24 protein-coding genes are annotated in these 23,229 nt (G+C 64.1%); 13 read left to right on the forward strand and 11 right to left on the reverse strand.

The window, feature by feature from the left end; all coding sequences use genetic code 11:
- Window positions 1–1,533, reverse strand: a 1,533-nt coding sequence (gene pap, locus B4N44_RS03980) for a polyphosphate:AMP phosphotransferase (protein WP_296697154.1), incomplete at its 3' end; no start/stop codon positions are given.
- Between the two features lie 290 nt (window positions 1,534–1,823).
- On the opposite strand from pap, the gene phoU reads away from it, so the two are divergent.
- From phoU to B4N44_RS03995, 3 genes are all read left to right on the forward strand, one after another.
- A complete protein-coding gene (gene phoU / locus B4N44_RS03985; RefSeq protein WP_296697156.1) occupies window positions 1,824–2,489 on the forward strand; it encodes a phosphate signaling complex protein PhoU in 666 nt (221 codons plus the stop codon).
- Between the two features lie 94 nt (window positions 2,490–2,583).
- The gene (locus B4N44_RS03990; protein WP_296697158.1) at window positions 2,584–3,051 is read left to right on the forward strand and encodes an NfeD family protein; all 468 of its coding nucleotides are present in this window, start codon (window positions 2,584–2,586) and stop codon (window positions 3,049–3,051) included.
- Window positions 3,052–3,203: 152 nt separating this feature from the next.
- The gene (locus B4N44_RS03995) at window positions 3,204–4,157 is read left to right on the forward strand and encodes a stomatin-like protein (RefSeq protein WP_296697159.1); all 954 of its coding nucleotides are present in this window, start codon (window positions 3,204–3,206) and stop codon (window positions 4,155–4,157) included.
- A 208-nt stretch (window positions 4,158–4,365) separates the two neighbouring features.
- On the opposite strand, the gene B4N44_RS04000 is transcribed toward B4N44_RS03995, so the two are convergent.
- Window positions 4,366–4,722 (reverse strand): Hpt domain-containing protein, encoded by a 357-nt coding sequence (locus B4N44_RS04000; protein ID WP_296697161.1) that lies wholly within the window; start codon window positions 4,720–4,722, stop codon window positions 4,366–4,368.
- Between the two features lie 129 nt (window positions 4,723–4,851).
- On the opposite strand from B4N44_RS04000, the gene B4N44_RS04005 reads away from it, so the two are divergent.
- On the forward strand, window positions 4,852–4,983 hold the full coding sequence (locus tag B4N44_RS04005) for a helix-turn-helix domain-containing protein (RefSeq protein ID WP_296697162.1): 132 nt from the start codon (window positions 4,852–4,854) through the stop codon (window positions 4,981–4,983).
- A gap of 176 nt (window positions 4,984–5,159) precedes the next feature.
- On the opposite strand, the gene B4N44_RS04010 is transcribed toward B4N44_RS04005, so the two are convergent.
- Window positions 5,160–5,297: a hypothetical protein gene (locus B4N44_RS04010; RefSeq protein WP_296697164.1), complete on the reverse strand. Its 138-nt coding sequence runs from the start codon at window positions 5,295–5,297 to the stop codon at window positions 5,160–5,162.
- Window positions 5,298–5,413: 116 nt separating this feature from the next.
- On the opposite strand from B4N44_RS04010, the gene cysM reads away from it, so the two are divergent.
- The 4 genes from cysM to B4N44_RS04030 all read left to right on the forward strand — a co-directional run bounded on the left by cysM (window position 5,414) and on the right by B4N44_RS04030 (window position 9,060).
- Window positions 5,414–6,304: a cysteine synthase CysM gene (gene cysM, locus B4N44_RS04015; RefSeq protein ID WP_296697166.1), complete on the forward strand. Its 891-nt coding sequence runs from the start codon at window positions 5,414–5,416 to the stop codon at window positions 6,302–6,304.
- Window positions 6,305–6,439: 135 nt separating this feature from the next.
- On the forward strand, window positions 6,440–7,765 hold the full coding sequence (gene rlmD, locus B4N44_RS04020; RefSeq protein WP_296697167.1) for a 23S rRNA (uracil(1939)-C(5))-methyltransferase RlmD: 1,326 nt from the start codon (window positions 6,440–6,442) through the stop codon (window positions 7,763–7,765).
- A gap of 301 nt (window positions 7,766–8,066) precedes the next feature.
- Window positions 8,067–8,534, forward strand: a complete 468-nt coding sequence (locus tag B4N44_RS04025) for a CYTH domain-containing protein (protein ID WP_296697192.1) — start codon at window positions 8,067–8,069, stop codon at window positions 8,532–8,534.
- Window positions 8,535–8,538: 4 nt separating this feature from the next.
- Window positions 8,539–9,060 (forward strand): L,D-transpeptidase, encoded by a 522-nt coding sequence (locus B4N44_RS04030; protein WP_296697168.1) that lies wholly within the window; start codon window positions 8,539–8,541, stop codon window positions 9,058–9,060.
- Window positions 9,061–9,096: 36 nt separating this feature from the next.
- Here the strand turns inward: B4N44_RS04030 and B4N44_RS04035 are convergent, their stop codons facing one another.
- Genes B4N44_RS04035 through grxC form a run of 3 tightly spaced genes read right to left on the reverse strand, consistent with a single transcriptional unit; the run spans window position 9,097 to window position 10,268 of the window.
- Window positions 9,097–9,576: a hypothetical protein gene (locus B4N44_RS04035; protein ID WP_296697169.1), complete on the reverse strand. Its 480-nt coding sequence runs from the start codon at window positions 9,574–9,576 to the stop codon at window positions 9,097–9,099.
- A 7-nt stretch (window positions 9,577–9,583) separates the two neighbouring features.
- A complete protein-coding gene (locus B4N44_RS04040; RefSeq protein ID WP_296697171.1) occupies window positions 9,584–9,997 on the reverse strand; it encodes an RNA-binding S4 domain-containing protein in 414 nt (137 codons plus the stop codon).
- The gene (grxC, locus tag B4N44_RS04045; RefSeq protein ID WP_296697173.1) at window positions 9,990–10,268 is read right to left on the reverse strand and encodes a glutaredoxin 3; all 279 of its coding nucleotides are present in this window, start codon (window positions 10,266–10,268) and stop codon (window positions 9,990–9,992) included. The genes B4N44_RS04040 and grxC overlap by 8 nt, the downstream gene beginning before the upstream one ends.
- A 116-nt stretch (window positions 10,269–10,384) precedes the next feature.
- On the opposite strand from grxC, the gene pepN reads away from it, so the two are divergent.
- On the forward strand, window positions 10,385–13,054 hold the full coding sequence (pepN, locus tag B4N44_RS04050) for an aminopeptidase N (protein WP_296697175.1): 2,670 nt from the start codon (window positions 10,385–10,387) through the stop codon (window positions 13,052–13,054).
- 32 nt (window positions 13,055–13,086) lie between these two features.
- Entirely contained in the window at window positions 13,087–14,256 is a 1,170-nt protein-coding gene (lptF, locus tag B4N44_RS04055) for an LPS export ABC transporter permease LptF (RefSeq protein WP_296697177.1), read from the forward strand.
- On the opposite strand, the gene B4N44_RS04060 is transcribed toward lptF, so the two are convergent.
- The 5 genes from B4N44_RS04060 to B4N44_RS04080 form a co-directional block, all read right to left on the reverse strand.
- Window positions 14,201–14,779 (reverse strand): bacteriohemerythrin, encoded by a 579-nt coding sequence (locus tag B4N44_RS04060; RefSeq protein ID WP_296697178.1) that lies wholly within the window; start codon window positions 14,777–14,779, stop codon window positions 14,201–14,203. The two genes, lptF and B4N44_RS04060, sit on opposite strands and share 56 nt — an antisense overlap.
- Window positions 14,780–15,095: 316 nt before the next feature.
- Window positions 15,096–15,899: an ABC transporter permease subunit gene (locus B4N44_RS04065; protein ID WP_296697180.1), complete on the reverse strand. Its 804-nt coding sequence runs from the start codon at window positions 15,897–15,899 to the stop codon at window positions 15,096–15,098.
- The gene (locus B4N44_RS04070) at window positions 15,896–16,816 is read right to left on the reverse strand and encodes an ABC transporter permease subunit (protein ID WP_296697182.1); all 921 of its coding nucleotides are present in this window, start codon (window positions 16,814–16,816) and stop codon (window positions 15,896–15,898) included. The genes B4N44_RS04065 and B4N44_RS04070 overlap by 4 nt, the downstream gene beginning before the upstream one ends.
- A gap of 21 nt (window positions 16,817–16,837) precedes the next feature.
- On the reverse strand, window positions 16,838–17,974 hold the full coding sequence (locus tag B4N44_RS04075) for an ABC transporter ATP-binding protein (RefSeq protein ID WP_296697184.1): 1,137 nt from the start codon (window positions 17,972–17,974) through the stop codon (window positions 16,838–16,840).
- A gap of 21 nt (window positions 17,975–17,995) precedes the next feature.
- On the reverse strand, window positions 17,996–19,099 hold the full coding sequence (locus B4N44_RS04080) for a polyamine ABC transporter substrate-binding protein (RefSeq protein WP_296697186.1): 1,104 nt from the start codon (window positions 19,097–19,099) through the stop codon (window positions 17,996–17,998).
- A gap of 358 nt (window positions 19,100–19,457) precedes the next feature.
- On the opposite strand from B4N44_RS04080, the gene B4N44_RS04085 reads away from it, so the two are divergent.
- The 3 genes from B4N44_RS04085 (at window position 19,458) to B4N44_RS04095 (ending at window position 23,073) form a co-directional block, all read left to right on the forward strand.
- On the forward strand, window positions 19,458–20,447 hold the full coding sequence (locus B4N44_RS04085) for a MerR family transcriptional regulator (RefSeq protein ID WP_296697188.1): 990 nt from the start codon (window positions 19,458–19,460) through the stop codon (window positions 20,445–20,447).
- Between the two features lie 95 nt (window positions 20,448–20,542).
- A complete protein-coding gene (hisF, locus tag B4N44_RS04090; RefSeq protein WP_296697189.1) occupies window positions 20,543–22,132 on the forward strand; it encodes an imidazole glycerol phosphate synthase subunit HisF in 1,590 nt (529 codons plus the stop codon).
- Window positions 22,133–22,155: 23 nt separating this feature from the next.
- Window positions 22,156–23,073 (forward strand): hypothetical protein, encoded by a 918-nt coding sequence (locus B4N44_RS04095; protein WP_296697191.1) that lies wholly within the window; start codon window positions 22,156–22,158, stop codon window positions 23,071–23,073.
- The last annotated feature ends 156 nt before the right edge of the window (window positions 23,074–23,229 follow it).

The following is a 23,229-nucleotide window of genomic DNA, read 5'->3' on the forward strand; positions in this document are numbered from 1 at the left end:
GGTGTAACTGCTCTTTTTAGGATAACCGGCCGTCGGTTCGGGGTCGTGTTTGAGGGCCTCCCGAACGGTGTCGCACACCGTCTTGAGCACCTTGATCCGCGCATAGGGTTTGTCGTTGCCCTCCACCAGTGTCCAAGCTGCATGTTTGGTGCTGGTGCGCACCACCATCTCGTTGATCGCATCCTTGTATTGCGGCCATTTCTCGCGGTTGCGCCAGTCCTCGTCGGTGATCTTGTACTGCTTGTAGGGGACGCTTTCGCGATCCTTGAAGCGTCTGAGCTGCTCGTCCTGACTGATGTGGATCCAGAATTTGAGCAGGATCACGCCGCTGTCCACCAGTTGCTCCTCGAAGCGATTGATCTCCGAGTAGGCACGCCGCCATTCGGCATCGCCGGCAAAACCCTCGACTCGCTCGACCAGGACACGTCCGTACCAGGACCGATCGTAGAGTGTGATGTAGCCCGCACGCGGGATGTGACGCCAGAAACGCCAAAGATAGTGGTGTGACTTCTCCTCGTCGGTGGGCGCGGCGACCGGGATGGCGCGATACAGGCGCGCATCGATGGCGGTCGTGATCCGGCGGATCGCGCCGCCCTTGCCGCCGGCATCCACACCCTCGAACACCAGAACGGTCGATCGCTTCAGGTTGTAGGCGCTCCAAGCCAGCTCGTTGATCTCGGTCTGCAGGCGCTTCATCTCCGCCTTATAGGCGTCCCTGTCCAAGGCGAGCGAGAGATCCAGCTGATCGAGGAGCGTGATCCGGGCATTCGCACCGCTCGGCAGCTCCGGACTTCCGCTGCTGGTCTTGATCCCGTCCGACGGGGCCTCGCTCAGCCGCGAGCGGATGGCGTGAAGAAGGGTCTTGCCGACGGTCAGATCGCGGTAGCGCCTGTCCTCGGCCTCCACCAGATACCAGGGGCAGACACCCCGGTCGGTGTGGCGGATGATCCGCTCCGCAACCTGCTCGAACGCGGCGTACTGCTCGGAGAATTTGCTCTTCTCCGGGAGCATCTTCCAGCGACTCCTGTCGTCGCGCGAGAGCTCCTTCAGACGTGCCTTCTGCTCCTCTTCGGACATGTGGAACCAGAACTTCAGGATGAGTGCGCCGTCCTGGATGAGCATGTGCTCGAAGTCGACGATGCGGTTGAGCTCCCCGTCGAGCTCCGCGTCGCTGCAATGCCCCTGGAAGCGATGCTCGATCGGGGTCTGATACCAGCCGCCGAAGAGGATCGAGATCTCCCCGCGGGGGGGCATGGAGCGCCAGAAGCGCCAATAGCGCGGACGAGCGCGCTCCTCGTCGGTCTCGTCCCAGAAGGCGAAGGTTTGAACGCCGCGCGTATCCAACCATTCGTTGAGTCGGTTCACCACCTCGCCCTTGCCTGCGGCCTCGACGCCCGAGATGAGAACGACGACCGGGATATCGGAGTCCTTCAGGTCTCGTTGCGCCGAGAGCAGTTCGGTGCGCAGCTCCTCCTGCTGTTCTTTGAAGTCGTCCTTGCTGACCGAGCGGCCGATTTTTGTCGATTCGAACATGCGTCATATCCTCGTGATGCGGGAACCGCTTCCGCGAAACGGCCGACGTCGAGACTATGGTCTTCGCATGCAGCCGATCGAGCAAGCCTTCTGAAGCGCGTCCGGCCGTGTCATGAATCCATTCGCCTTGGCGCCGCCCCGTATAGTTCGACGCAGGTCGCGGGAGACGCGTTTTAGGCATAAGAAATACAACGGGTTATTTGCAGTCACGAGATCGTCAAATTTTCCGGTTAGATTCGGGGAGTGCTAGTGGCACCCCAACCCGATCGAACCCTGCCGGAGAACTGACCATGTCCGATTCCAACCTCTTGTTGGACAAGAAACGCGAGGCCTTGAAGGCCGGTATCCTGGCCCTCGGCGAGCAGGTCCGAGAGGCCCTGCAGCGCTCGCTCGAGGTCCTGCGTCGACATGATCTGGATCTGGCACGCACGATCGTTTCCGGGGACGCCGAGATCAATCACGAGCGCCGTGCACTCGAGCAGCAGGCGCTCGTCGTGTTGGCGGCCTACCGGCCGGCCGGATCTGATCTTCGTCTGATCGGCGCATCCTTGGAGATGATCTCGGAGATGGAGCGGATCGCCGATTATGCCGCCGACATCGCGCGCATTCTGATGCGCTGCGAGCCCCGATCCTTCCCCGCGGACCCGGTGGCGCGGTGCGTGGATCTCGGCGACGCGGCGACTGGGATGTTCGTCGGGGCGATGAGCGCCTATGCTCGGGATGCCGACGCGGCGATGGCGCGCGCCGCTGCCGGGCGCGACGCCGCGGTCGACAGCGCCGAGCGTGTGCTGATCGAAGAGATCATCGCTTGGATTCGGTCCAACCCCGAGGACGCGCGGGTCGGCGTTTCGCTCCTGTCGATCGCCCACAACTACGAGCGTGTCGCGGATCGGGCAACCAATCTCGCCGAACGTGTCGTCTACATCGCCACAGGGCACACACCGGATCTCGATTGATCCGTGATCGGGAGGCATCGACGTATGCCATGCGTTCGTTCCAATGGTAGAGTTCACGCGTGATACCGGATGGAGCGATCGGCGCGAGCCTCCCATGATCGACTGGACCTTTACACCTGCCTCGCTGTGGACCTTGATCGGTGTCGTGCTGATCCTGTCCGAACTCGCGCTGCCCGGCGTGATCGCCGTCTTTTTCGGCATTGCAGCGCTGCTGGTCGGATTGTTGCTGTTCCTCGAGGTTCCGATCGATCCGCCCGCGCAGATCCTGCTGTTCGGCGTGCTCGGTGCCGTGCTCCTCTTGCTGGCGCGTCATCGCCTCAAGCCCTGGTTTCGGGGGCAGGTGGAGACGGGCGGGAGCGGCAGCGAAGTGCTTCCCGATGGCACGCGAGCACGGGCTCAGACCGATTTCGTACGCGGGGCGGGTGTCGTGACCCTCAACGGCGTGCGCTGGAATGCCGAGTCATCGGATCCCATCCATGCGGGCGACCCGGTCTGGCTCATCGGCCGGCGGGGACTTGTTCTGCACGTCAGCGCAACGCCTCCGAGCACGCCTGAATCCTGAGTCCGGCCGCGCGGCGCGTCGTGCGGAAAGATCGGTTTTGCCTGTCTCGTCTAAACCGCGCCGGCTCCGAGAACCGTCGAGTCTGCCGGGGCCGATCCCGTCGGAAAACATCACATCCCGCGCCGGGCGCGGTTTAGAGGAGAAACGGCACGATGGACGACATGTATTTGAGCATCAGCACCCTGATTTCGCTGGTCGCGGTGGCGGTGATCGTGATCGCGTTGGCCAAGACGGCGCAGATCGTCCCGCAGCGCTCGGCCTTCATCATCGAGCGCTTGGGGCGCTATTCGCGCACCCTGGATGCCGGATTCCACATCCTGATCCCCTTCGTGGATCGGGTCGCCTACCGGCATACCTTGAAGGAGGAGGCACTCGATGTCCCCAAGCAGCAGTGCATCACCAAGGACAACATCGCCGTGAGCGTGGACGGGGTCCTCTACCTCCAGGTGATCGACCCCCAGTCGGCGAGCTACGGCATCACGGACTATCGCTTCGCGTCCATGAGCCTGGCGCAGACGACGCTGCGCTCGATCATCGGTCAGATCGAGCTGGACCGGACCTTCGAGGAACGCAGCAGGCTGAACGAGGAGGTCGTCAGCGCTCTGGACGACGCCGCGCAGCCCTGGGGCGTGAAGGTCATGCGCTACGAGATCGCGGACATCGTGATGCCGGGCACCATCACCGACGCACTCGAGCAGCAGATGCGCGCTGAGCGTGAGCGCCGCGCCGTGGTGGCGCGCTCGGAGGGCGAACGTCAAGAGAAGATCAATATCTCCGAGGGTCAGAAGATCCAGGTCATCAATCTATCCGAAGCCGAAAAGGAAAAGCAGATCAACGAGGCCGAGGGCAAGGCGCGCGAGATTCAGATGCTCGCCGAGGCGACCGCGATCGGGATCGAGCGGATCGCCGCAGCCATCCAGAAACCCGGCGGAAAGGATGCCGTGAGTCTGCGCATCGCCGAGCAGTACGTGCGTGAATTCGGACGCATCGCTCAGTCCGGAACGACCCTGATCTTGCCCGCGGAGCTCAGCAATATCGGTGCGGCAGTGGCGGGCTTGGCCAAGACGCTTCAGACGGTGGATGCGGCCGAGACGCGTCGGCCCTAAAGAGAGCGGGTGATGATGGGGATCGGCCGGGTCGAGCCGAGCCACCCCCGGTGTCGGTGCCGGAAAAGGCGCGCCTTAGGCTCCTGACCTGCATTTCCGGTCGATCCCGGGGTCAAGGTCAAAAGGCGTTATCGGTGTTGGAGACGGGGTCATGCATTGATCGGATCCAAACTCCGTCCATCACAGGTTTCAGCCGTGCGGACGCCTGTCAACTGCGCAGCGTTTCCAAGAGACGGTTCGCTTGCGCCTCGACAGCGGCGAAATCGTCCGACACGAGCACGGGATCGCCACGCCGTGCCGTGCGTTCCAATGCTTCGATCGCGTCATCCAGTGCCGGGACGCCGCAATATCGGGTTGCCCCGCGTACTTGATGCGCATGCTCGGCCAGCGCGCTCCAATCGGCCTCCGCGATGCAGGCGCGGAGCTCCTCGATCTCGGCCGGCAAACCCGCCAGCAGGACGTCCAGCAACTCGCGAGCGAGATCGGCGTCTCCGCCCGCGCTAGCGAGTGCAGCGGCGGCATCTCGCACGGGCAAGCCGTCGAGTTTGGAGCCTTGATCGATCATAGTTATCGCCGTCCAAAAAAGGTCGCCACCAAGCCGTTACTTTATCCGAAGCGCCGACAAAATTTCGTCTCTTCAAGGCGAGTATATAAGGCGCCCGCGCGAAGCGCGAAAGAACACGTCTGTTGCACGTTGGGTTTAGCGTACAATCCAGCCACGGTTGTTCAGCGCGCCTGCCGCTACCGCGTCTATCCGACACCCGAGCAGGAAGAGCAGCTCGCGCGTTCTTTCGGCTGCGTACGCTGGATCTACAACTGGGCCTGAAGCAGCGCACCGCTGCCTTCTTCGAGCGTGGCGAGCGGCTGTACTGCAAGGACCTCGCAGCGTGCCTCAAAGACCTCAAGAAGCCCCCTTAGACGGCCTGGCTCGGCAAGGCAAGCGCCTATCCCACCTACAAGCGTCGGCGCGACGATCAGTCGTGCTCCTACATGAGAAACGGCTTACTCCGGCGTGACGGCCGGGTTGACGCTCGCCAAGCAAGACGCGCCCTTGCAGGTGCGTTGGTCGTGTCCGCTGCCCAAGGACAGGATACCCTCCTCGGTGACGGTGACGCGCACCACGGCCGGGCGTTTCTTCATCGCGCTGCTGGTGGAAGAGACGGCCGAGTACTGTTGCAGCTTGGTCGATGCTCGATGCTGGTGCAGAATGAGGACAGTCAAACTCAGCCCCGGCGCGATGCCGATGTGAGCAGAAGATGCCCTATCCAACGATCGAAGCTTTCGTCGGCCATACGCCGCTCGTGAGACTCCAGCGCCTTCCGGGCGACACCGACAACCTGATTCTAGCCAAGCTCGAGGGCAACAATCCCGCTGGATCGGTCAAGGACCGACCGGCCGTGAACATGATCCGTCGTGCCGAGGAGCGCGGCACCATCAAACCCGGCGACACGCTCATCGAGGCGACCAGCGGCAATACGGGTATCGCACTCGCCATGGCGGCGGCGATCAAGGGATATCGGATGCTGTTGATCATGCCCGAACACATGAGTGCGGAGCGGCGCGGCGTCATGCGCAGCTTCGGCGCCGAGATTATCCTGACGCCCAAGGCCGGGAGCATGGAGGCGGCAATCGATCTGGCCAACGCAATGGAGGCGCGAGGTGAGGGGATCCGGCTCGATCAGTTCTCGAATCCGGACAATCCGGCCGCTCACTACGAGTCGACAGGTCCGGAGATCTGGCGCGATACCGATGGGAAGGTCACCCATTTCGTCAGCGCGATGGGTACGACCGGGACCATCATGGGGACGGGGCGTTATCTCAAGGAGCAGAATCCGGCGATCCGGATCGTCGGTGTCCAACCCGAGGAGGGGTCAAGCATTCCGGGGATTCGCAGGTGGCCCGAGGCCTATCTGCCGAAGATCTTCGATCCTGCCGGCGTGGATCGCATCATCGACGTGACTCAAGCTATTGCAGAGCAGACCGCCCGCGAGTTGGCCGCACGGGAAGGGATCTTCGCGGGGGTCTCCTCCGGCGGTTGTATCGCCGCGGCGTTGAGACTTTCCCGGGAGGTGCATGACGCGGTCATCGTGGCGATCGTCTGCGACCGTGGCGATCGCTATCTGTCGACCGGGGTCTTTCCTGCTTAAACCACGCCGGCTCCGAGCGTTGTCCGAGCCGGCGCGGCCAAGCCGATCCAATAAACGACGCATATCGCACCGGGCGCGGTTTAGAGCGGACCCCGGGTCTTTCGGTTTACAGCTTGAGTGTCGAGGACGGATGCCGTGTCGAGAAAACGCAAACCACTTCCGCAAGAGCCTGTCGAGGCCGAGATCGAGGGCCTCACGCACGAGGGTCGCGGATTGGCGCACTTCGACGGCAAGGCGGTCTTCATCGACGGCGCACTGGCGGGGGAGCGGGTGCGTTTCAGGTATACGCGCATCCAGCGGCGGTTCGACGAAGGTGTCGTCGTCGAGGTGTTGCGGGCGTCGCCGGAGCGCGTGGTGCCCAAGTGCAGCCATTTCGGTGTCTGCGGGGGTTGCAGCCTGCAGCACATGGAGTCAGGTGCCCAGATTCGCGCCAAGCAGGAGAGTCTTGCGGACGTGCTCTCGCGCATCGGGAAGGTGACGCCGCAGACCTGGCTCGCGCCCTTGACGGCGGGTGCTTGGGGGTACCGGCGCAAGGCGCGGCTCGGTGTGCGCTACGTGGCGAAGAAAGGCCGAACACTTGTGGGTTTTCGCGAGCGGGGCAATGCCTTCATCACCGACATCGGCCGCTGCGAGGTGCTCCATCCGAGTGTCGGGGCGCATCTGCAGGCGATCGGCGCCGCGGTAGATGCGCTGAGCATCCGCGAGCAGGTACCCCAGATCGAGGTGGCGATGGGTGACACACCGCCGGTCTTGGTATTCCGAGCGCTGAGCCCGCCGAGTGTGGCGGACTTGGGCGTGCTCGAGGCGCTCGGTGATAGCGAGGGTTTCCACATCTATCTTCAGGAGGCCGGACCGGAGAGCATCCGGCCGCTGCCCGGTCAGGGGATCACACTGCACTACGCGCTGCCGCGCTACGATCTTCGGATCGAGTTCGAGCCGACGGACTTTACCCAAGTCAACCTGGAGCTGAACCGATCGATGCTCGACCAGGCGCTCGCACTCCTGGATGTCCAGGCCGACGAGTGTGTGTTGGACCTCTTCTGCGGTGTGGGCAACTTCACCTTGCCGCTTGCCCGTCAGGCCGAGACGGTGGTCGGGGTTGAAGGCGACGCCGGATTGGTGGCGCGTGCGCAGTCGAACGCGGCCTTGAACAAGATCGGGAATGCTCGCTTTTATACCGCTGATCTATATGGTGCGCTCGATCAGGAGCCCTGGTCGCGCGAGGGTTTCAGCAAGGCCCTGCTGGATCCGCCTCGCAGCGGCGCGCTTGCGGTGCTCGACTGGCTGCCGCGTCTCGGGGTGGAGCGGGTGCTCTATGTGTCCTGCTATCCGACGACCCTCGCGCGCGATGCCGATCGTCTTGTCAATGCGCTCGGATATCGGCTTGTTTCGGCGGGGGTGATGGATATGTTCCCCCAGACGGCCCATGTCGAGTCGATGGCCCTGTTCGAGCGTGGCTGAATCGCGTATTTGGCGCGGCATGCGGGGTTGTCGGCTCGGTGCGAATGTGCGTCCGACCCGCATGGTCGGAGCTGACGCGATTCAGGAATTTTTAGTAAGGTGAATGGGCATCACCCGGCCGGCGAGCCATCGCATGGATTAGGATCGTCAAGGCTGCCTAACCCTTCGCATGAAGTACGCTTTGGGCGAAGCGATTGATGATTTCCAGTTCGATTTTTAAACCGCGCCGACTAAAAGGCTTTTGATCGCTCGGGGCATGCGAGCCCCGATCATTTTAATGTGTTCACTCCGGGCGCGGTTTATGGGCCTTGAAATCGAGCGTAAGTTTCTGGTGAAGAAAGCATCTTGGCGCGATAGCGTCGAGGAGCGCGAGCCGATTCTCCAAGGCTATCTGGCTGAGACGGGCCGTGCCACGGTCCGGGTGCGGGCGAAGGGGGATCGTGGCTTCCTGACGATTAAGGGCAGGACGACGGGCGTGACACGCTCCGAATTCGAATACGAGATCCCGATCGAGGACGCTCGGACCATGCTCGAGACCTTGGGCAGTCTGCCGGTCATCGACAAGGTGCGCCATCGGGTGCGGTGCGGCGGCCATCTCTGGGAGGTCGATGTCTTCGCCGGCGAGAATGCCGGTCTGGTGCTTGCGGAGATCGAGCTGGGGTCCGAGGAGGAGTCGTTCGAGCTGCCGGATTGGGCCGGGGCAGAGGTGTCGGACGATCCTCGCTACTACAACTCGAATCTGGCACGCCATCCCTTCAGTCGTTGGTGAAGAGGTGCTGCGCAACGACGACATCTGGTGGCGTTCTAGACATATCCTGATCGATATCGACCGCCAGACCCTCGGGCTCTACGAGGGTGCGCGGCGACTGGGCGAGTATCGTGTATCGACCGGGCTGAAGGGTGTGGGGGAGCAGCACGGGAGCGGCTGCACGCCCCGGGGCCTGCATCGGGTGCGGATCCGTATCGGCGCTGGATGCCCGAGCGGGACCGTGTTCCGGGGGCGTCGAGCGACCGGCGAGCTTTACGACAGCGCGTTCGCGGCGCAGCATCCGGGCCGCGATTGGATCCTGACCCGGATTCTCTGGTTGACCGGGTGCGAGTCGGGCCGCAACCGCGGCGGCTGTGTGGATACACTGCGGCGGTTCATCTACATCCACGGCTGCCCGCAGTCCGAGCCGATGGGTGTCGCGCGCTCTCACGGCTGCATCCGCATGCACGACCCCGAGTTGATCGAGCTCTTCGAACTTACCCCTGTCGGCACGCCTGTACTGCTGTTCGGTACGGGTGAGCCTTAACCCGCCGGCTCGGACACAGGCCCCATCCGACGTTTTTCATTTTTTGGTTTTATCGGGGGTGTCCGATCCTCGGCGTCTTCGGCGCGCCCGGTAGGCCGCGATCTGCTGCATGATCTGCGGAAAGGGCAGGTGCTCGAGTGTGCCGAAACGGGCGATGGCGGCGAGGATCAGCTCGCGCACGTCGGCGATTTCGGCGGGGGCAGGGGCCTCGGGATCGAGTGCGACGGCGATGCCGCGCAGCCCGCCGATCTGTAGGCGCATCGCCTTCGCATGGGGCAGCGCGCGCTGCGGGTCGTCGGTCTTGAGCGCGAACCTGGCCTGTCGGCGCAGGAGATCGAGCAGGGCGATGCAGGTCGCCTGCGCCTCGTCGGAGCCGCAATGCACGCCCTCGCGCTCGGCGATACAGAACTTCTCGGCCTCCGAGCAGCTGCACTGATTGGTCAGGATGCCTTTCTCGTAGGCGCAGTAGCGCTCGTTGATGGCGCGATAGGTTCGACGAAAGGCATCGCTGTCCAATTGGCTGTCAACTCCCGGAATCGTGAGGAATCTTGAAACGCTGAATCAGGCGGCGATCACGTTTGGTGGGCCGCCCGGACGTGTCGCCTGTACCGACGCCGGTGTCGCGGCGCTCGCGCACGATCTCCCGGCGTTTGAGTAGACTCGCCTCGTCCTCGCGGTAGAGCAAGGCCGCTTCAGTGGCCGAGCGGCGTTGCTTGCTCAAGCCGAGGACCTCGATATCCCAGACGAGACCGCCTTTGTGGATCTCGATACGGTTTCCGATCGCGATCGCCCGCGCCGGCTTGGCACGCAGCGCGTTGACCTTGATCTTGCCGCCGTTGATGGCCTCGACGGCGAGATGGCGGGTCTTGAAGAAGCGTGCCGCCCAGAGCCATTTGTCCAGGCGAACGCTCTCCGGCGAGCCGCTGCCTTCACTCATCGGCGCCTCGCGGATCGACCGGAACGAGCAAGGGATCGAGCTCGCCGCGTGCATCGAGCATCGCGAGATCGTCGTAACCGCCGATATGGCGGTCGTCGATGAAGATCTGAGGCACCGTGTGCCGGCGGCTGCGACGGCGCATGATCGCCATCTGCTCGCGGTCGCGGTCGACCGAGATCTCTTCGAAGTCGACACCCTTGCGCTGGAGCAAGTGGCGCGCCCGGGAGCAGTAGGGGCAAATCATCGTGGTGTAGATGGTGATATGTGGCATCGCGGTCTTCACCTTGCAGACGGTGGACGTTCAACGACGGTTTGGAGATGATGGCGAAGCTTCGCCGTCCGGGGTGCCGGCCGTCAACCCGACCTTCAACCTGGAGCAGGATCATCATGTACCGCGACACGCCGCATCCGATCCACCGCAGAGATTATCGCCCGCCCGAGTTCCTGATCGACCATGTCGATCTCAGATTCGAGCTGGATCCGGATCGCACCCGCGTGGAGGCCAGCTTGGAGGTGCGCCGGAATCCGGCGGCAACCCGCGGCGACGGCACGCTCAGGCTCGACGGCGAGCAACTGGATCTCGAGGAGGTGGCGATCGACGGGCACATCCTCCTGCCTGCCGAGTACCGGGTGGAGCCCGATTCGCTCACCCTGCAGAGGGTGCCCGACCGGTTCCGACTGGACACGCGTGTGCGCATCCATCCCAACCTCAACACCGCACTCGAGGGGCTTTACCAGTCCGGCGACATGCTCTGCACCCAGTGCGAGGCGGAGGGGTTTCGGCGCATCACCTATTTCCTGGACCGCCCCGATGTGATGGCGCGTTATCGAACCACACTCGTCGCCGATCGCGAGCGCTTCCCGGTGCTCCTGTCCAACGGCAACCGCATCGAGGAGCGCGCGCTGGAGGACGGCCGGCATCTGGTCTCCTGGGAGGACCCCTTTCCCAAGCCCAGCTACCTCTTTGCCTTGATCGCGGGTGACCTGAGTGCGATCGAGGATCGCTTCACGACGGCATCCGGCCGCGAGGTCGTGCTGCAGATCTTCGTGGAGCCGCACAATCTGGACCGATGCGACCACGCCATGCAGTCGCTGAAGAAGGCGATGCGCTGGGACGAGGAACGCTTCGGGCGGGAATACGATCTCGGCATCTACATGATCGTGGCGGTGAGTCATTTCAACATGGGGGCCATGGAGAACAAGGGCCTGAATGTCTTCAACGACAAGTTCGTGCTGGCACGCGCCGACACCGCCACGGACGAGGATTTTCAGGGCATCGAGGGCGTCATCGCGCACGAGTATTTCCACAACTGGAGCGGCAACCGCATCACCTGCCGCGACTGGTTTCAGCTCAGTCTCAAGGAAGGTTTCACCGTCTACCGCGACCAGGAGTTCTCCGCCGACGTCGGCTCGCGCGGCGTGAAGCGCGTCGCCGACGTGCGCCTGTTGCAGGCCCATCAGTTCCCCGAAGACAGCGGTCCGATGGCGCATCCGGTGCGGCCCGACTCCTATGTCGAGATCAATAACTTCTACACCGCGACCGTCTACAACAAGGGTGCGGAGCTGGTGCGGATGCAGGCGACCTTGCTCGGCCCCGAGCTGTTCCGCAAGGCCACCGATCTGTATTTCACGCGCTATGACGGCCACGCCGTGACGACGGATGATTTCGTCGCCTGCATGGAAGATGCGAGCGGGCGAGATCTCATGCAGTTTCGCCGCTGGTACTCCCAAGCCGGGACCCCTTGCCTGCAGATCGAGGCCACCTACGATGCGGAGCGCGCGACCTACAGCCTCCTGATTCGCCAAGAGATCGCGCCCACACCGGGTGAGCCCGAGAAGGATCCGCTGCATTTTCCGCTGGCGATTGCACTACTGGGTCCGGACGGACGTGAGCTGGCGCTTCGCCTCGAGGGTGAACCGAACGCAGGGGATCCGGGGACGCGCGTCCTGGAACTGCGCGATTGGGAGACGCGGCTGTGTTTCGTGGATATTTCCGTTCGGCCGGTGCCCTCTCTGCTGCGCGGATTCTCCGCCCCGGTGCAGTCGAGATTCGACTACGGCGACGAGGACCTGCTCCTTCTCCTGCGTCACGACAGCGATGGTTACTCGCGCTGGAATGCCGCGCGGATCCTGATGCAGCGTGTCCTCTCGACGATGACGGCGGATCCTGCGGCCGAGGTTCCGGGGCGTTTCGTCGACGCCTTTCGCGGCGCGCTGACCGATCCGCAGACCGATAAGGCCCTGCTGGCCGAGGTGCTGACGTTGCCTTCCGAGGCCTCTCTCGGAGATCAGATGGAGACGGTCGACGTCGAGGGGATTCACCGGGCACGCATGGCGCTTGCCCGCATGCTCGGCGAGCGGCTCGCCGAGGAGCTGTCGGGCGTCTATCGCGACAACGCCGACACCGCGCCCTATGCGCCGACGCCCGATGCGATCGGCCGGCGCGCGCTCAAGAACCTCGCCCTGAGCTACCTCATGGCTGCAGGCAACGCGCAGGGGCTTGAGCTGTGTCGGGCACAATTTGCCGATGCCGGAAACATGACGGACGCGATCGCGGCGTTGCGTCTGCTCGTGGACCATGGCGGCGAGGATGGCCCGCCCGCACTGGATGCCTTCTACCGGCGCTGGTCCCGGGAGCCGCTGGTGATCGATAAATGGTTCAGTGTCCAGGCGACCAGCAGCCGGGAAGGCACCTTGGACGCCGTCATGGGTCTCTTGCTGCACCCGGACTTTTCACTGCGCAATCCGAATCGGGTGCGCAGCCTCGTCGGTGCCTTCTGCACCGCCAATCCGGCATGCTTCCACGCCGCCGACGGCAGCGGATACCGATTTCTCGCCGATCGGGTGCTGGAGCTGGATCCGCTCAATCCGCAGATCGCGGCACGGCTTCTCAAGGCGCTCATCCGGTGGCGCCGCTACGACGCGGGCCGCCAGGCCCTGATGCGCGCCGAGCTCGAGCGCATCCTCGCGTCCGAGGAGCTCTCCGGCGATACCTTCGAGGTCGCATCCAAGGCGGTGGAGGATCCCGAGCATCCTGCCCGAGCGATGACCCCCTAACGCCCCCGGATGACGCGTTAAAAGACAATCTCATGCTCGGAATCGTCGATCGGTATTTGCTTTCGGAAGCAGCCAAGGTCTTCACCGCGATCGTGGCGATCCTGGTGCTGGTCGTTGCGAGTATGCTTTTTCTGCGCACCCTCGAGGAGGTGAACCTCGGGGCCTTGAGCGCGCATCTGGTGATCAAGTTCCTTGCCTTCCAGGTCGTGCGCGATATGCCGAACCTGCTGCCGCCGGCCTTTTTCCTGGCGCTGCTGGTGACCTTGAGCCGGTTCTCGCGCGACAGCGAGCTCGTTGCAATGAGTGCCTGCGGCATCGGCCCGCGAGGGGTGTTTCGGGCGCTGCTGCTCCTTGCCGTGCCGGTCGCCTTGGTCACCGCTTGGATCTCGCTGGTCCTGCAGCCTTGGGCGGCCGCCGGGATCCATCAGATCCGGATGCAGCAAAAGGAGCAGGCGGCTCAGATCGCTGGCCTTCAGCCGGGTCGCTTCTATCTCGAGCAAGGCGGGGAGCTGGTGCTCTATATCGGCGACATCGACCGCCAGCACTCGCTCGGCGATATCTTCATCCTCGACCGTCGCGAGGATGCCGCCCGCCTGGTCGTGAGTCGGGACGGGCAACATCGCATCGAGGAGGAGACGGGCGACCATATCGTCACCCTGTCGAGCGGGCATCGCTTCGACGGCGATCCGGGCTCGGCCGCCTTCATGATCGGTGAGTTCCAGGAGTATCGGATTCGCATCCGGGCGTCCGGCGCCGCGCAAGGCGTGATCTCCAAGCGTTCCACGACGCCCTCTCTCGACCTCTTCGCCTCGCCCGAGCTTGCCGACCGTGCCGAGCTCGAGCACCGGTTGGCCGCACCCCTGGCGATCCTCGTTCTCACCATCGTCGCGATTCCGCTGGTGGCGCTCTCTCCGCGACAGCGCAGCTCCGGTCGCCTATCACTCGCCTTTTTGGCCTATTTCAGCTTCTTCAATCTGCAGCGCCTGGCAGAGAATTGGCTTGCGACAGGCGTCACGCCGCTCTGGTTGACGAGCTTCTGGTATCAGCTCCTGATCCTCGGCATCGTCTATCTGGTCTTGCTCCCCGAGAGCCTTTGGCTCAAGCGCTTGATCGCACATGTTTCAGGCGGGCCGAACGGGAGATCTGTCACGGTCGCATCGCGTCCGCGTATGCCTGGCCAAGACGCCTGTCTTCGGCGATGAAATGGTCGAAGCACCAACGCTTGACCCACTGCAACGACTCTTGGCTGAAGGTGCCGCCGCGCTCGCGCGACACCTGTCGACGAAGCTCCGTGAGCTCTGCGATCTGCAGGCTGTGCTCGCATTTGTGACTCTGAAAGTCATCGTAATCGATCGACAGCATGAGCGCTTCCTCGCGCTCGAAATGATCCCGCAGATGATCCAAGAGTGCCTCGAAACGCGCGAAGGGCTCGCGCTCGGCAGTGTCCGGCTCACGATCATCGCCGGTTCCGCCGAGATACTGCTCGAAGCGGGGTCGACTGCTGAGCAGCGCATTCACCAACGTGACGAGCCGGCGGTGGTCGGAATCCAATGCGGGGATGCCCATGCACCAGTCGTCTCGCCACACCAGCGGGGTCTGCGCAGGACGCTCGAGCATGCTCGACGGCTGGTTCTCTTGCGGTGCGACCTGTGCCTCGAGCCGATCCGACCGGGCCGGGCCAACGGGCAGCGAGCCGCCGGCGTAACGCAGATGCCGATTCATCATGAGCTCCTCGACTGCGGCCGATGGATTGGAGGAGTCGCTGAAGGGCGTCGCGCAGGAGGCGCCCCTTCAGACGGATCCGGGTGGCCGTCGTGATCACATTCTCGACCGGGTGGCGCCACGCGCACACCCCGAAGGTCTCGTCAGTCGCACCCATCCAGCTCAGCTGAAGTCCCGACCCCTCGAGAGACACGCGAGTGCGAGCGATACCATAGTCCGGGCGCTGCGATGGATCCTTATCCTGAATCAAGTCGCCGACGGGTTTTGCAGGTACTTCTTCACGCACTGGAATTCGGGCAGAGCCCGCGAGGAAACCAACTCACCGCGCCTGGCGGCCTCGGCGCATCGCGATTCCCGCGATCACGACCGCGAGCGTGACGACCGCGACGATGATGGTCGCCAGTGCGTTGATCTGCGGGGAGACCCCCATGCGCACGCTCGAATAGATCACCATCGGCAGCGTCGTCGAGCCGGGTCCGGCGACGAAGCTGGCGATGACCAGGTCGTCGAGCGAGAGCGTGAAGGCGAGCAGCCAACCCGAGAGCAGGGCAGGCGCGATCAGCGGGAGCGTGATGGTCAGATAGACGCGTAGCGGCCGGGCGCCCAGATCCATCGCGGCTTCTTCGAGCGAGCGGTCCATCTGGGAGAGGCGTGCGCGCACCACGACGGCGACATAGGCCATGCTGAAGGTGACATGAGCGATCGTGATGGTCGTGAAGCCGCGACCGTCGGGCCAGCCGATCGTGTGCTGCATCGCCACGAAGAGCAGCAGCAGCGAAAGCCCGATGATGACATCCGGCATGACCAGCGGGGCGGTGAGCAGCAGCTCGAATCCGGTGCGTCCGCGAAAGTGGCGATGGCGCACCAGTGCGTTGGCGGCCAGTGTTCCGAGCACGACCGCCAGGGTCGCGTTCACGGCGGCGATGCGCACGCTCAGCCAGGCGGCATCCAGCAGCTGCTGGTTGCGAAAGAGCTCGACATACCACTTGGTCGAGAATCCGGTCCACACGGTCACCAAGCGCGACTCGTTGAACGAATAGATGATCAGCAGCAGGATCGGCACATACAAAAAGGCATAGCCGAAGGCGAGCAGCGTCAGCAGCGGCCAGCGTCGACGCCTCATGGACGGCCTCCCTCAATGCGCTGCTGCAGACGCTGCATCATCACGAAGGGCACGACCAGCAGTGCGAGCAGCAGGATCGCCAGCGCCGAGGCGAGCGGCCAATCCTTGTTGGAAAAGAACTCGGTCCAGAGCAGCTTGCCGACCATCAGGCTCTCGGGTCCGCCGAGCAGATCCGGGATCACGAACTCGCCCACGACCGGGATGAATACCAGCATGCTGCCCGCGAGGATCCCGGCCATCGAGAGCGGCAACGTGACCCGCAGGAAGGCCCGCATGGGTCGGCAGCCCAGATCGGCCGCGGCCTCGAGCAGGCTCATGTCGAGCCGCGAGAGGTTCGCGTAGAGCGGCAGGATCATGAAGGGCAGATAGGAGTAGACGACACCGATATAGATGGCCGTCTGGGTGTGCAGGATCGCCAAGGGCGTGTCGATCAGACCGAGCCAGATCAGAAGATCGTTGAGCAGACCCTTGGACTTGAGGATCCCGATCCAGGCATAGACGCGAATCAGGAAGGAGGTCCAGAAGGGCAGGACAATCAGCATCAACAGGATGATCCGCCAGCGCTCGGGTGCGGTCGCGATGGCATAGGCCATCGGATAACCCAGCAGCAGGCAGAGCAGGGTGCAGATGAAGGCGACCTGGAGCGAGTTGAGCAGGGCACTCAGATAGAGGTCGTCTTCGGCGACCATCATGAAGTTGCGCAGATTGATCTCGATGCGCAGCAGACCCTCGTCGACCCATTGCCAGAGCGCGGTGTAGGGCGGCTGTGCAAGCGCCGGCTCGGCCAGACTGATCTGCAGCACGATCGCGAAGGGCAGCAGGAAGAAGAGCCCCAGCCACAGATAGGGGATGCCGATGTTGACCAGTCGGCTCGTGCGATGCGTGTGTTTGGCGCGATTCGGGGGCGGTGCGGGCATGGTGCTCGGTGGGTCTGCGGGCTATTCGGTCAGGACCACGCCGCTGCTCGGTGACCACTCGATGGCGACATCCTGCTCCCAGGTCAGCGCCTGCTCGGTGCGCGGCTGGACGTTGGTCAGCGTCATCTCGACCAAGGCCCCGTCGCCGACGCGGATGCGGTAGATGGACACGTCTCCGAGATAGGCGATGTCCTCCACCCGCCCCTTGAGCTGATTGACCCCGTCGTCTCGGAAGTCGGCACAGAGCCGCATCTTCTCGGGTCGCACCGCGACCGTGACCGGGGTACCCAGCACCATCGGATGGAAGCTGTGCATGCGCATGGGTCGGCCGACGCGGGTCTCGACCAGGACCGCGTTGCCCTCGGTGGCGACCACCTTGCCTTCGAACAAGTTGATCGAGCCGATGAACTCGGCCACCAGGCGACAGGTCGGGAACTCGTAGATGGCCGTCGGGGTGTCGACCTGCATGATCTGGCCGGCGTCCATGACGGCGATGCGCGTGGACATGGTCATGGCCTCTTCCTGATCGTGCGTGACGGTCACGAAGGTGATGCCCAGACGCTCCTGCAGGTTGACCAGCTCGAACTGGGTATTCTCGCGCAGACGCTTGTCGAGCGCACCGAGCGGCTCGTCGAGCAGCAGGAGCTTCGGGTGTTTGGCCAGGCTGCGGGCGAGTGCGACGCGCTGGCGTTGTCCGCCCGAGAGCTGATCGGGCCGACGTTTGCGCAGCTCGGTGATCTTCAGCAGCTCCAGCATCTCGGCGACACGCTCGGTGCGCTCGCGTCTCGAGAGCCGATCCTGCTTGAGCCCGAACTCGACGTTCTGCTCCACGCTCATGTGCGGAAAGAGTGCGTAGGACTGGAACATCATGTTCACCGGCCGCGAGTAAGCCGGCACATCCGTGACATCCACGCCGTCGATGTAGATGCGTCCGCTGCTCGGATACTCGAGCCCGGCGAGCATGCGCAGCAGCGTGGACTTGCCGCAGCCCGAGCTGCCGAGCAGCGAGAAGAACTCGCCCTGGAAGATGTCGAGACTCACGTCGTCGACGGCGTAGATGTCGTCGAACTTCTTGGTGACCCGCTCGATGCGCAGATAGGGGACCGCTTTGGGGTCCTGCCAAGGCTCGAGCGAACGGCGCTCGGCGAGTGTCGTCATCGGCGAGGGCCCCGATTCCGGTCAGCGATTGGCCTTGAGGCGCGTCCAGAGACGATTCAGATCGCGGATCTCGCGGTCGCTGCGCTCCGAGGGCACGAAGAGACGCGCCTTGACCTCGGCAGGCGGATAGATGGCCGGGTCATCCCGCACTGCGTCCTCCAGGAGCGGTGTGGCCGCGAGGTTGGGATTGGCGTAATAGACCGCGTTGGAGACCGCGGCGATGGCGGCGGGCTGCAACATGTAGGCGATGAAGGCATGCGCCGCCGCCGGGTTGGGAGCGTCCTTCGGGATCGCCATCACATCGGTCCAGACCGGCGCGCCTTCGCGCGGGATGACATAGTCGACGACCACGCCCTTGTCGGCCTCTTCGGCGCGCGACTGTGCCTGAAAGACATCGCCCGAGTAGCCCATGGCGACACAGAGATCGCCGTTGGCCAGGTCGCTCATGTACTGCGAGGAGTGGAAATAACGCACCTGCGGATGGATCGCCTTGATCAGTGCCGAGGCGGCGTCGAGATCGGCCTTGTCGAGACTGTTCGGATCCTTGCCCAGGTAGGCGAGGGCGGCGGAGAAGACCTCGGTGGGATCGTCGAGCAGGCTGATCCCGCAAGCGCCGAGCTTGGCTGCGGTCTCCGGATCGAAGATCAGTGCCCAGGTGTCGAGGTCGGCGGACTCGCCCAAGGCGGCCTGGACCTTGTCGCGATTGATCCCCAAGCCGGAGGTCCCCCACATGTAGGGCACCAGGTGGGCGTTCTCGGGATCGATGCTCGCCAGTTGGCTCATGATCGCCGGGTCGAGCTGGTCCAGACCCGGGAGCTTGGACTTGTCCAGCGGCAGATAGAGGTCGGCCGCGATGTGACGTGCGGCAAAGGGTCGCGCGGTCGGAAAGACCAGGTCGTAGCCGCTGCTGCCGGCGAAGAGCTTCGCCTCGAGGACCTCGTTGGAGTCGTAGACATCCAAGCGCGGCCTGATCCCGGTTGCGGAGGCGAATCCGGAGAGCGTGTCCTCGGCGACGTAGTCGCTCCAGTTGTACAGATGCAGTGTCTCGTCGGCAAACGAGATGGCCGAGTAGGTCGGCAAGGCAGCGCTTAGAACGAGCGCGAGTGCGGTGGAGGTCCGTTGCATGCAGTCACCGAAGGTCATGGCGTAGAGAATGAGCCGAGAATCGGCGTCGACAAGTCTGCAATGCTACTTCAGATTCGAGCGACCGGCCTCGATTTTCAGCCCGGCGCGGCGGGCTGAAATCGGTCATGGACAAGACTTGGGCGACGGCGCGCACACGCCCACTATGTACACCGGGACGGAAAGACGTCGGCCGGTCCGGAAAGGCGCCCGAGCAGGCCTGTCGCGGAGCCGAGGCCTCAAGTGAACGGCTAATGACCAAATTTAAAGGTCAACAATCGAGGGCGCTCAAATCCATCTCAAGGCGAAAACCTAAGCAAAATATGAACAAGCTATCGACGCTCACCATGAGGAGACCGCATTGACCGACCAGGATGCCGCCTTACCGGGTCACACCTATCGCATCGGCGCCGTATCGCGGTTGACCGGGGTTCCTGCCGATACACTGCGCGTCTGGGAGCGCCGCTACACGGTCGTCGCGCCGCTTCGTTCGGAGTCCGGCACGCGTCTCTACGGGCCGGAAGACGTGAGTCGCTTAACCCTCATCAAGCGCTTGGTCGATCGGGGCGATGCGATCAGCCGTGTCGCCAACCTGAGCCTCGATCAACTGCGCGAGCGGATCCGCGGAACGGATCGACCCGAGGCTGCAGGTGCGCCTGAGCGCCCGTGCCGGGTGTTGGTCATCGGGTCGTCGCTCGCCGAGCGCTTCAGGCGCGAGCCCCCGATGCAGGGAAATATCGATCTTGTGGGGCTCTACGATTCGCGTCGGGCGTTTCTCGCTGCGGAGCCTGCGCCGATCACACCGGATATCGCCGTGCTCGAGTACCCGACGATCCAAGGTGACCAGGTGCGCGAGATCGGCGAGCTGGTCGCATCATGCGGCGCGGCCCGTGCGATCATCGTCTACAGCTTTGCAACTCGGTCCACGATCGAGCGACTCGATGCGCGCAGACTGACTCCGAAACGCGCACCGGTCGACCTGCAGGAGCTGCGCCAATGGTGCCTGGGCCAATTCGCGCGGGCACCCGCGGCGGCCGCCGAGGAGCCCGCACTTGATCTGTCCTTGCCGATCCCGCCGCGGCGCTTCGCCGATGCTGATCTGCTGCGCATCGCCGCCGCCTCGCCGAGCGTGCGCTGCGAGTGCCCGCATCACCTGGTCGATCTGGTGCTTGCGCTGAACGCCTTCGAGAACTACAGCGCCGAATGCGAGGATCGCAACGCCGAGGATGCTGCACTGCACGCCTATCTCCACACGGCGACGGCGCAGGCGCGCGCCATGATGGAGGTCGCGCTGGCGCGCGTGGTGGCGGCCGAGGCGATCTTGCTCGACACCTCGAACGGAGAAATCTGAATCCGACCGCCCGATAGCGCTAAGATAGCGGTTTCGTCCGCGGGTCCAGCGACCCGCGCACCCGGCATCAACACGAAAGCCACGGATTCCGACCCATGATTTCGCTGCTCGACTACGGCGCCGGCAATGTGCGTAGCCTCCGCAATGCCATCCATTCACTGGGATTCTCATTGACCGAGATCGAGCACCCGGCGGATATCCTCAAGGCGGAGCGGCTCATCTTTCCCGGCGTCGGCTCATTCGGGGCGGCGATGCAGCGCCTGCAGGCGCTCGGCTACTTGGAGCCACTGCGCGAGTATCTCGCCGCGGGTCGGCCGTATCTCGGGATCTGCATCGGCCTGCAGGCGCTCTTCGAAGGCAGCGACGAGTCACCCGACGTGCCCGGGCTCGGGATCATCCCGGGCCGGATACGCCGCTTCGACGCGGGCACGCTCGCCGTCCCGCACATGGGATGGAACGACGTGCGCGTGGAGCGCGACTCACCCTTGTTCGCCGACTACGCCGGGGAGAAGCTCTACTTCGTGCATTCCTACTATGCCGAACCCACCGCCGAGAACCTGGACTGGCAGCTCGCCGAGACGGATTATGGCCGGCCGTTTCTCAGCGCCGTCGAGCGAGGACGGGTCTCCGCCGTTCAGTTTCATCCCGAGAAGAGCGCAAACGCCGGATTGCGGCTGCTGCGACGCTTCCTCGCCGGCGAGGAGCAGTCGCTTGCGAGGATGACCCCGGCGACCGATCGCAGCCCGACGCATCTGGCCAAGCGCATCATTGCCTGTCTGGACGTGCGCACCAACGACGCCGGTGATCTGGTCGTCACCAAGGGCGATCAGTACGACGTGCGCGAGGCCGGGGAGGTCCGCAATCTCGGCAAGCCGGTCGAGCTGGCCCAGCGCTATTACGAGGAAGGCGCCGACGAGGTCACCTTCCTCAACATTACGGCCTTCCGCGATTTCCCTCTGGCGGACCAGCCGATGCTCGAGGTGCTCGAGCGGACCTCCGAGCGCGTCTTCGTGCCGCTCACCATCGGCGGAGGCATCCGTGCCTTTCGCGATGCCCGCGGGAACGACTATTCCGCATTGGACGTGGCCGACGCCTATTTCCGCTCCGGGGCCGACAAGATCTCGATTGGCTCGGATGCGGTCGAGGCCGTCGAAGGCTATCTCGAGCGCGGCACCAAAGACGGCAGCACGGCCATCGAGCAGATTGCACGCGTCTACGGCAACCAGGCCGTGGTCATTTCCATCGATCCGCGTCGTGTCTATGTCGGCTCCCCCGAGGAGACGCACCATCACACGGTCGAGACCGCCACGCCGGGACCTCGGGGCGAGCGATACTGTTGGTTTCAATGCACGGTGAAGGGCGGACGCGAGGGTCGCGACGTCGACGCCGTGGAGCTTGCGCGGGTCTGCGAGATCCTGGGGGCCGGCGAGATCCTGCTCAACTCGATCGACCGCGACGGCACGGGTGCCGGCTTCGATCTCGAGCTGGTTCAGGCCGTGAGGTCGGCGGTCGGTATCCCGGTCATCGCCTCGAGCGGTGCCGGCTGCGTCGAGCACTTCGCGGAGGTGTTCGCGGCGACGGATGTCGAGGCCGCGCTGGCTGCGGGGATCTTTCACCGGCGCGAGGTGCCGATTCAGGCCGTCAAATCCTATCTCCTCGCCCGGGGGATCGAGATCCGAGCCTGATGGGAAGGGGGCACGACAGCCCGATGGTCCGAACGCTCGCGCGCGTCCTCTTGGGTGTCTCGTTCGGCGTACTCGTCGGCTGCGCCGTTCCCGGCCAGATGACCGAGCCGGGGACCGGACCGGCCTCGGATCAAACCGACAGCCGGCGCCGCGAGACGATCCCGGGCTCGACCCGTCCCCCGCAGGGCATGAGCCGGGGCGATTGGTTGAGCAGGGTCGCCGCATGCCATCTGCTGCGCGTCGGACAGAATCTCGACGTCGCCGTGACCGATTCGGCGGTGATTGCCGCCGCCGACAAGTACGGATTGCGGGTCGATGCGATCATCGAGCGGTCCAATCAGCTGGTCGTCGAGTACAACGCGCGCGGATCGGCACTCCTCGAGTTTGCGACCGAGTCCTGTCGGCAGGTCTCCGACGCGACCGGAATGGCCTCGACCTTGGTTCGGTTCGAGCCGGACGGGACCCTGCGGATGCATTGGCTGCGCATCGACGGCGCCGAGATCACCGACGGCTTCGCCGAGCAGACCATCGGCGAGCTACGCCGCGGGCGTGCCGTCGGTTTGGTGATCAACAGCCCCGGAGGCTCGGTCTTCGAGGCGCGCAAGCTCGGACGCTACCTGCGTATCATGGGTCTGCGCACCGCGGTCGATCAGGCCTGCACCTCGGCCTGCATCGATGTCCTCGCGGGAGGTGCAGAACGCTACGTCACGCCCGATGCGAAGCTGGGGATCCATCAGAGCAAGGTCCCGAGGCGCTTCAGCAGCCACGAGGGCGGTCAGCTCTATGTCGCCGACGCCTTCCTCTATCTACGCGAGATGGGCATCGACCCGGATGTCGCCATCGCCGCCGCCTCCATACCCAACAACAAGATCCTTCTCATCTCGCTGTCCGACGCGCTGCAGACCGGTCTGGTCACGGACGTGATCGAGCGTGTGGAGTGAAGACCGGCTGACGCGAAAACGAGCATCTCGCTCCGGGTGCGCTTTAGGCGGGAGTCGCTCGCGAGACCGGTCTCTGTGGTGTCACGGGTGCCCCGTGACGCTCCGCGCCGAGTGCCACGAGGACGGGAGTGAGGCCTTGATCATCGATTGGTCCAC

Origin of the sequence: Thiocapsa sp. UBA6158, assembly GCF_002423035.1 — a bacterium.
In the GTDB taxonomy this organism is placed as follows: Bacteria; Pseudomonadota; Gammaproteobacteria; order Chromatiales; family Chromatiaceae; genus Thiocapsa.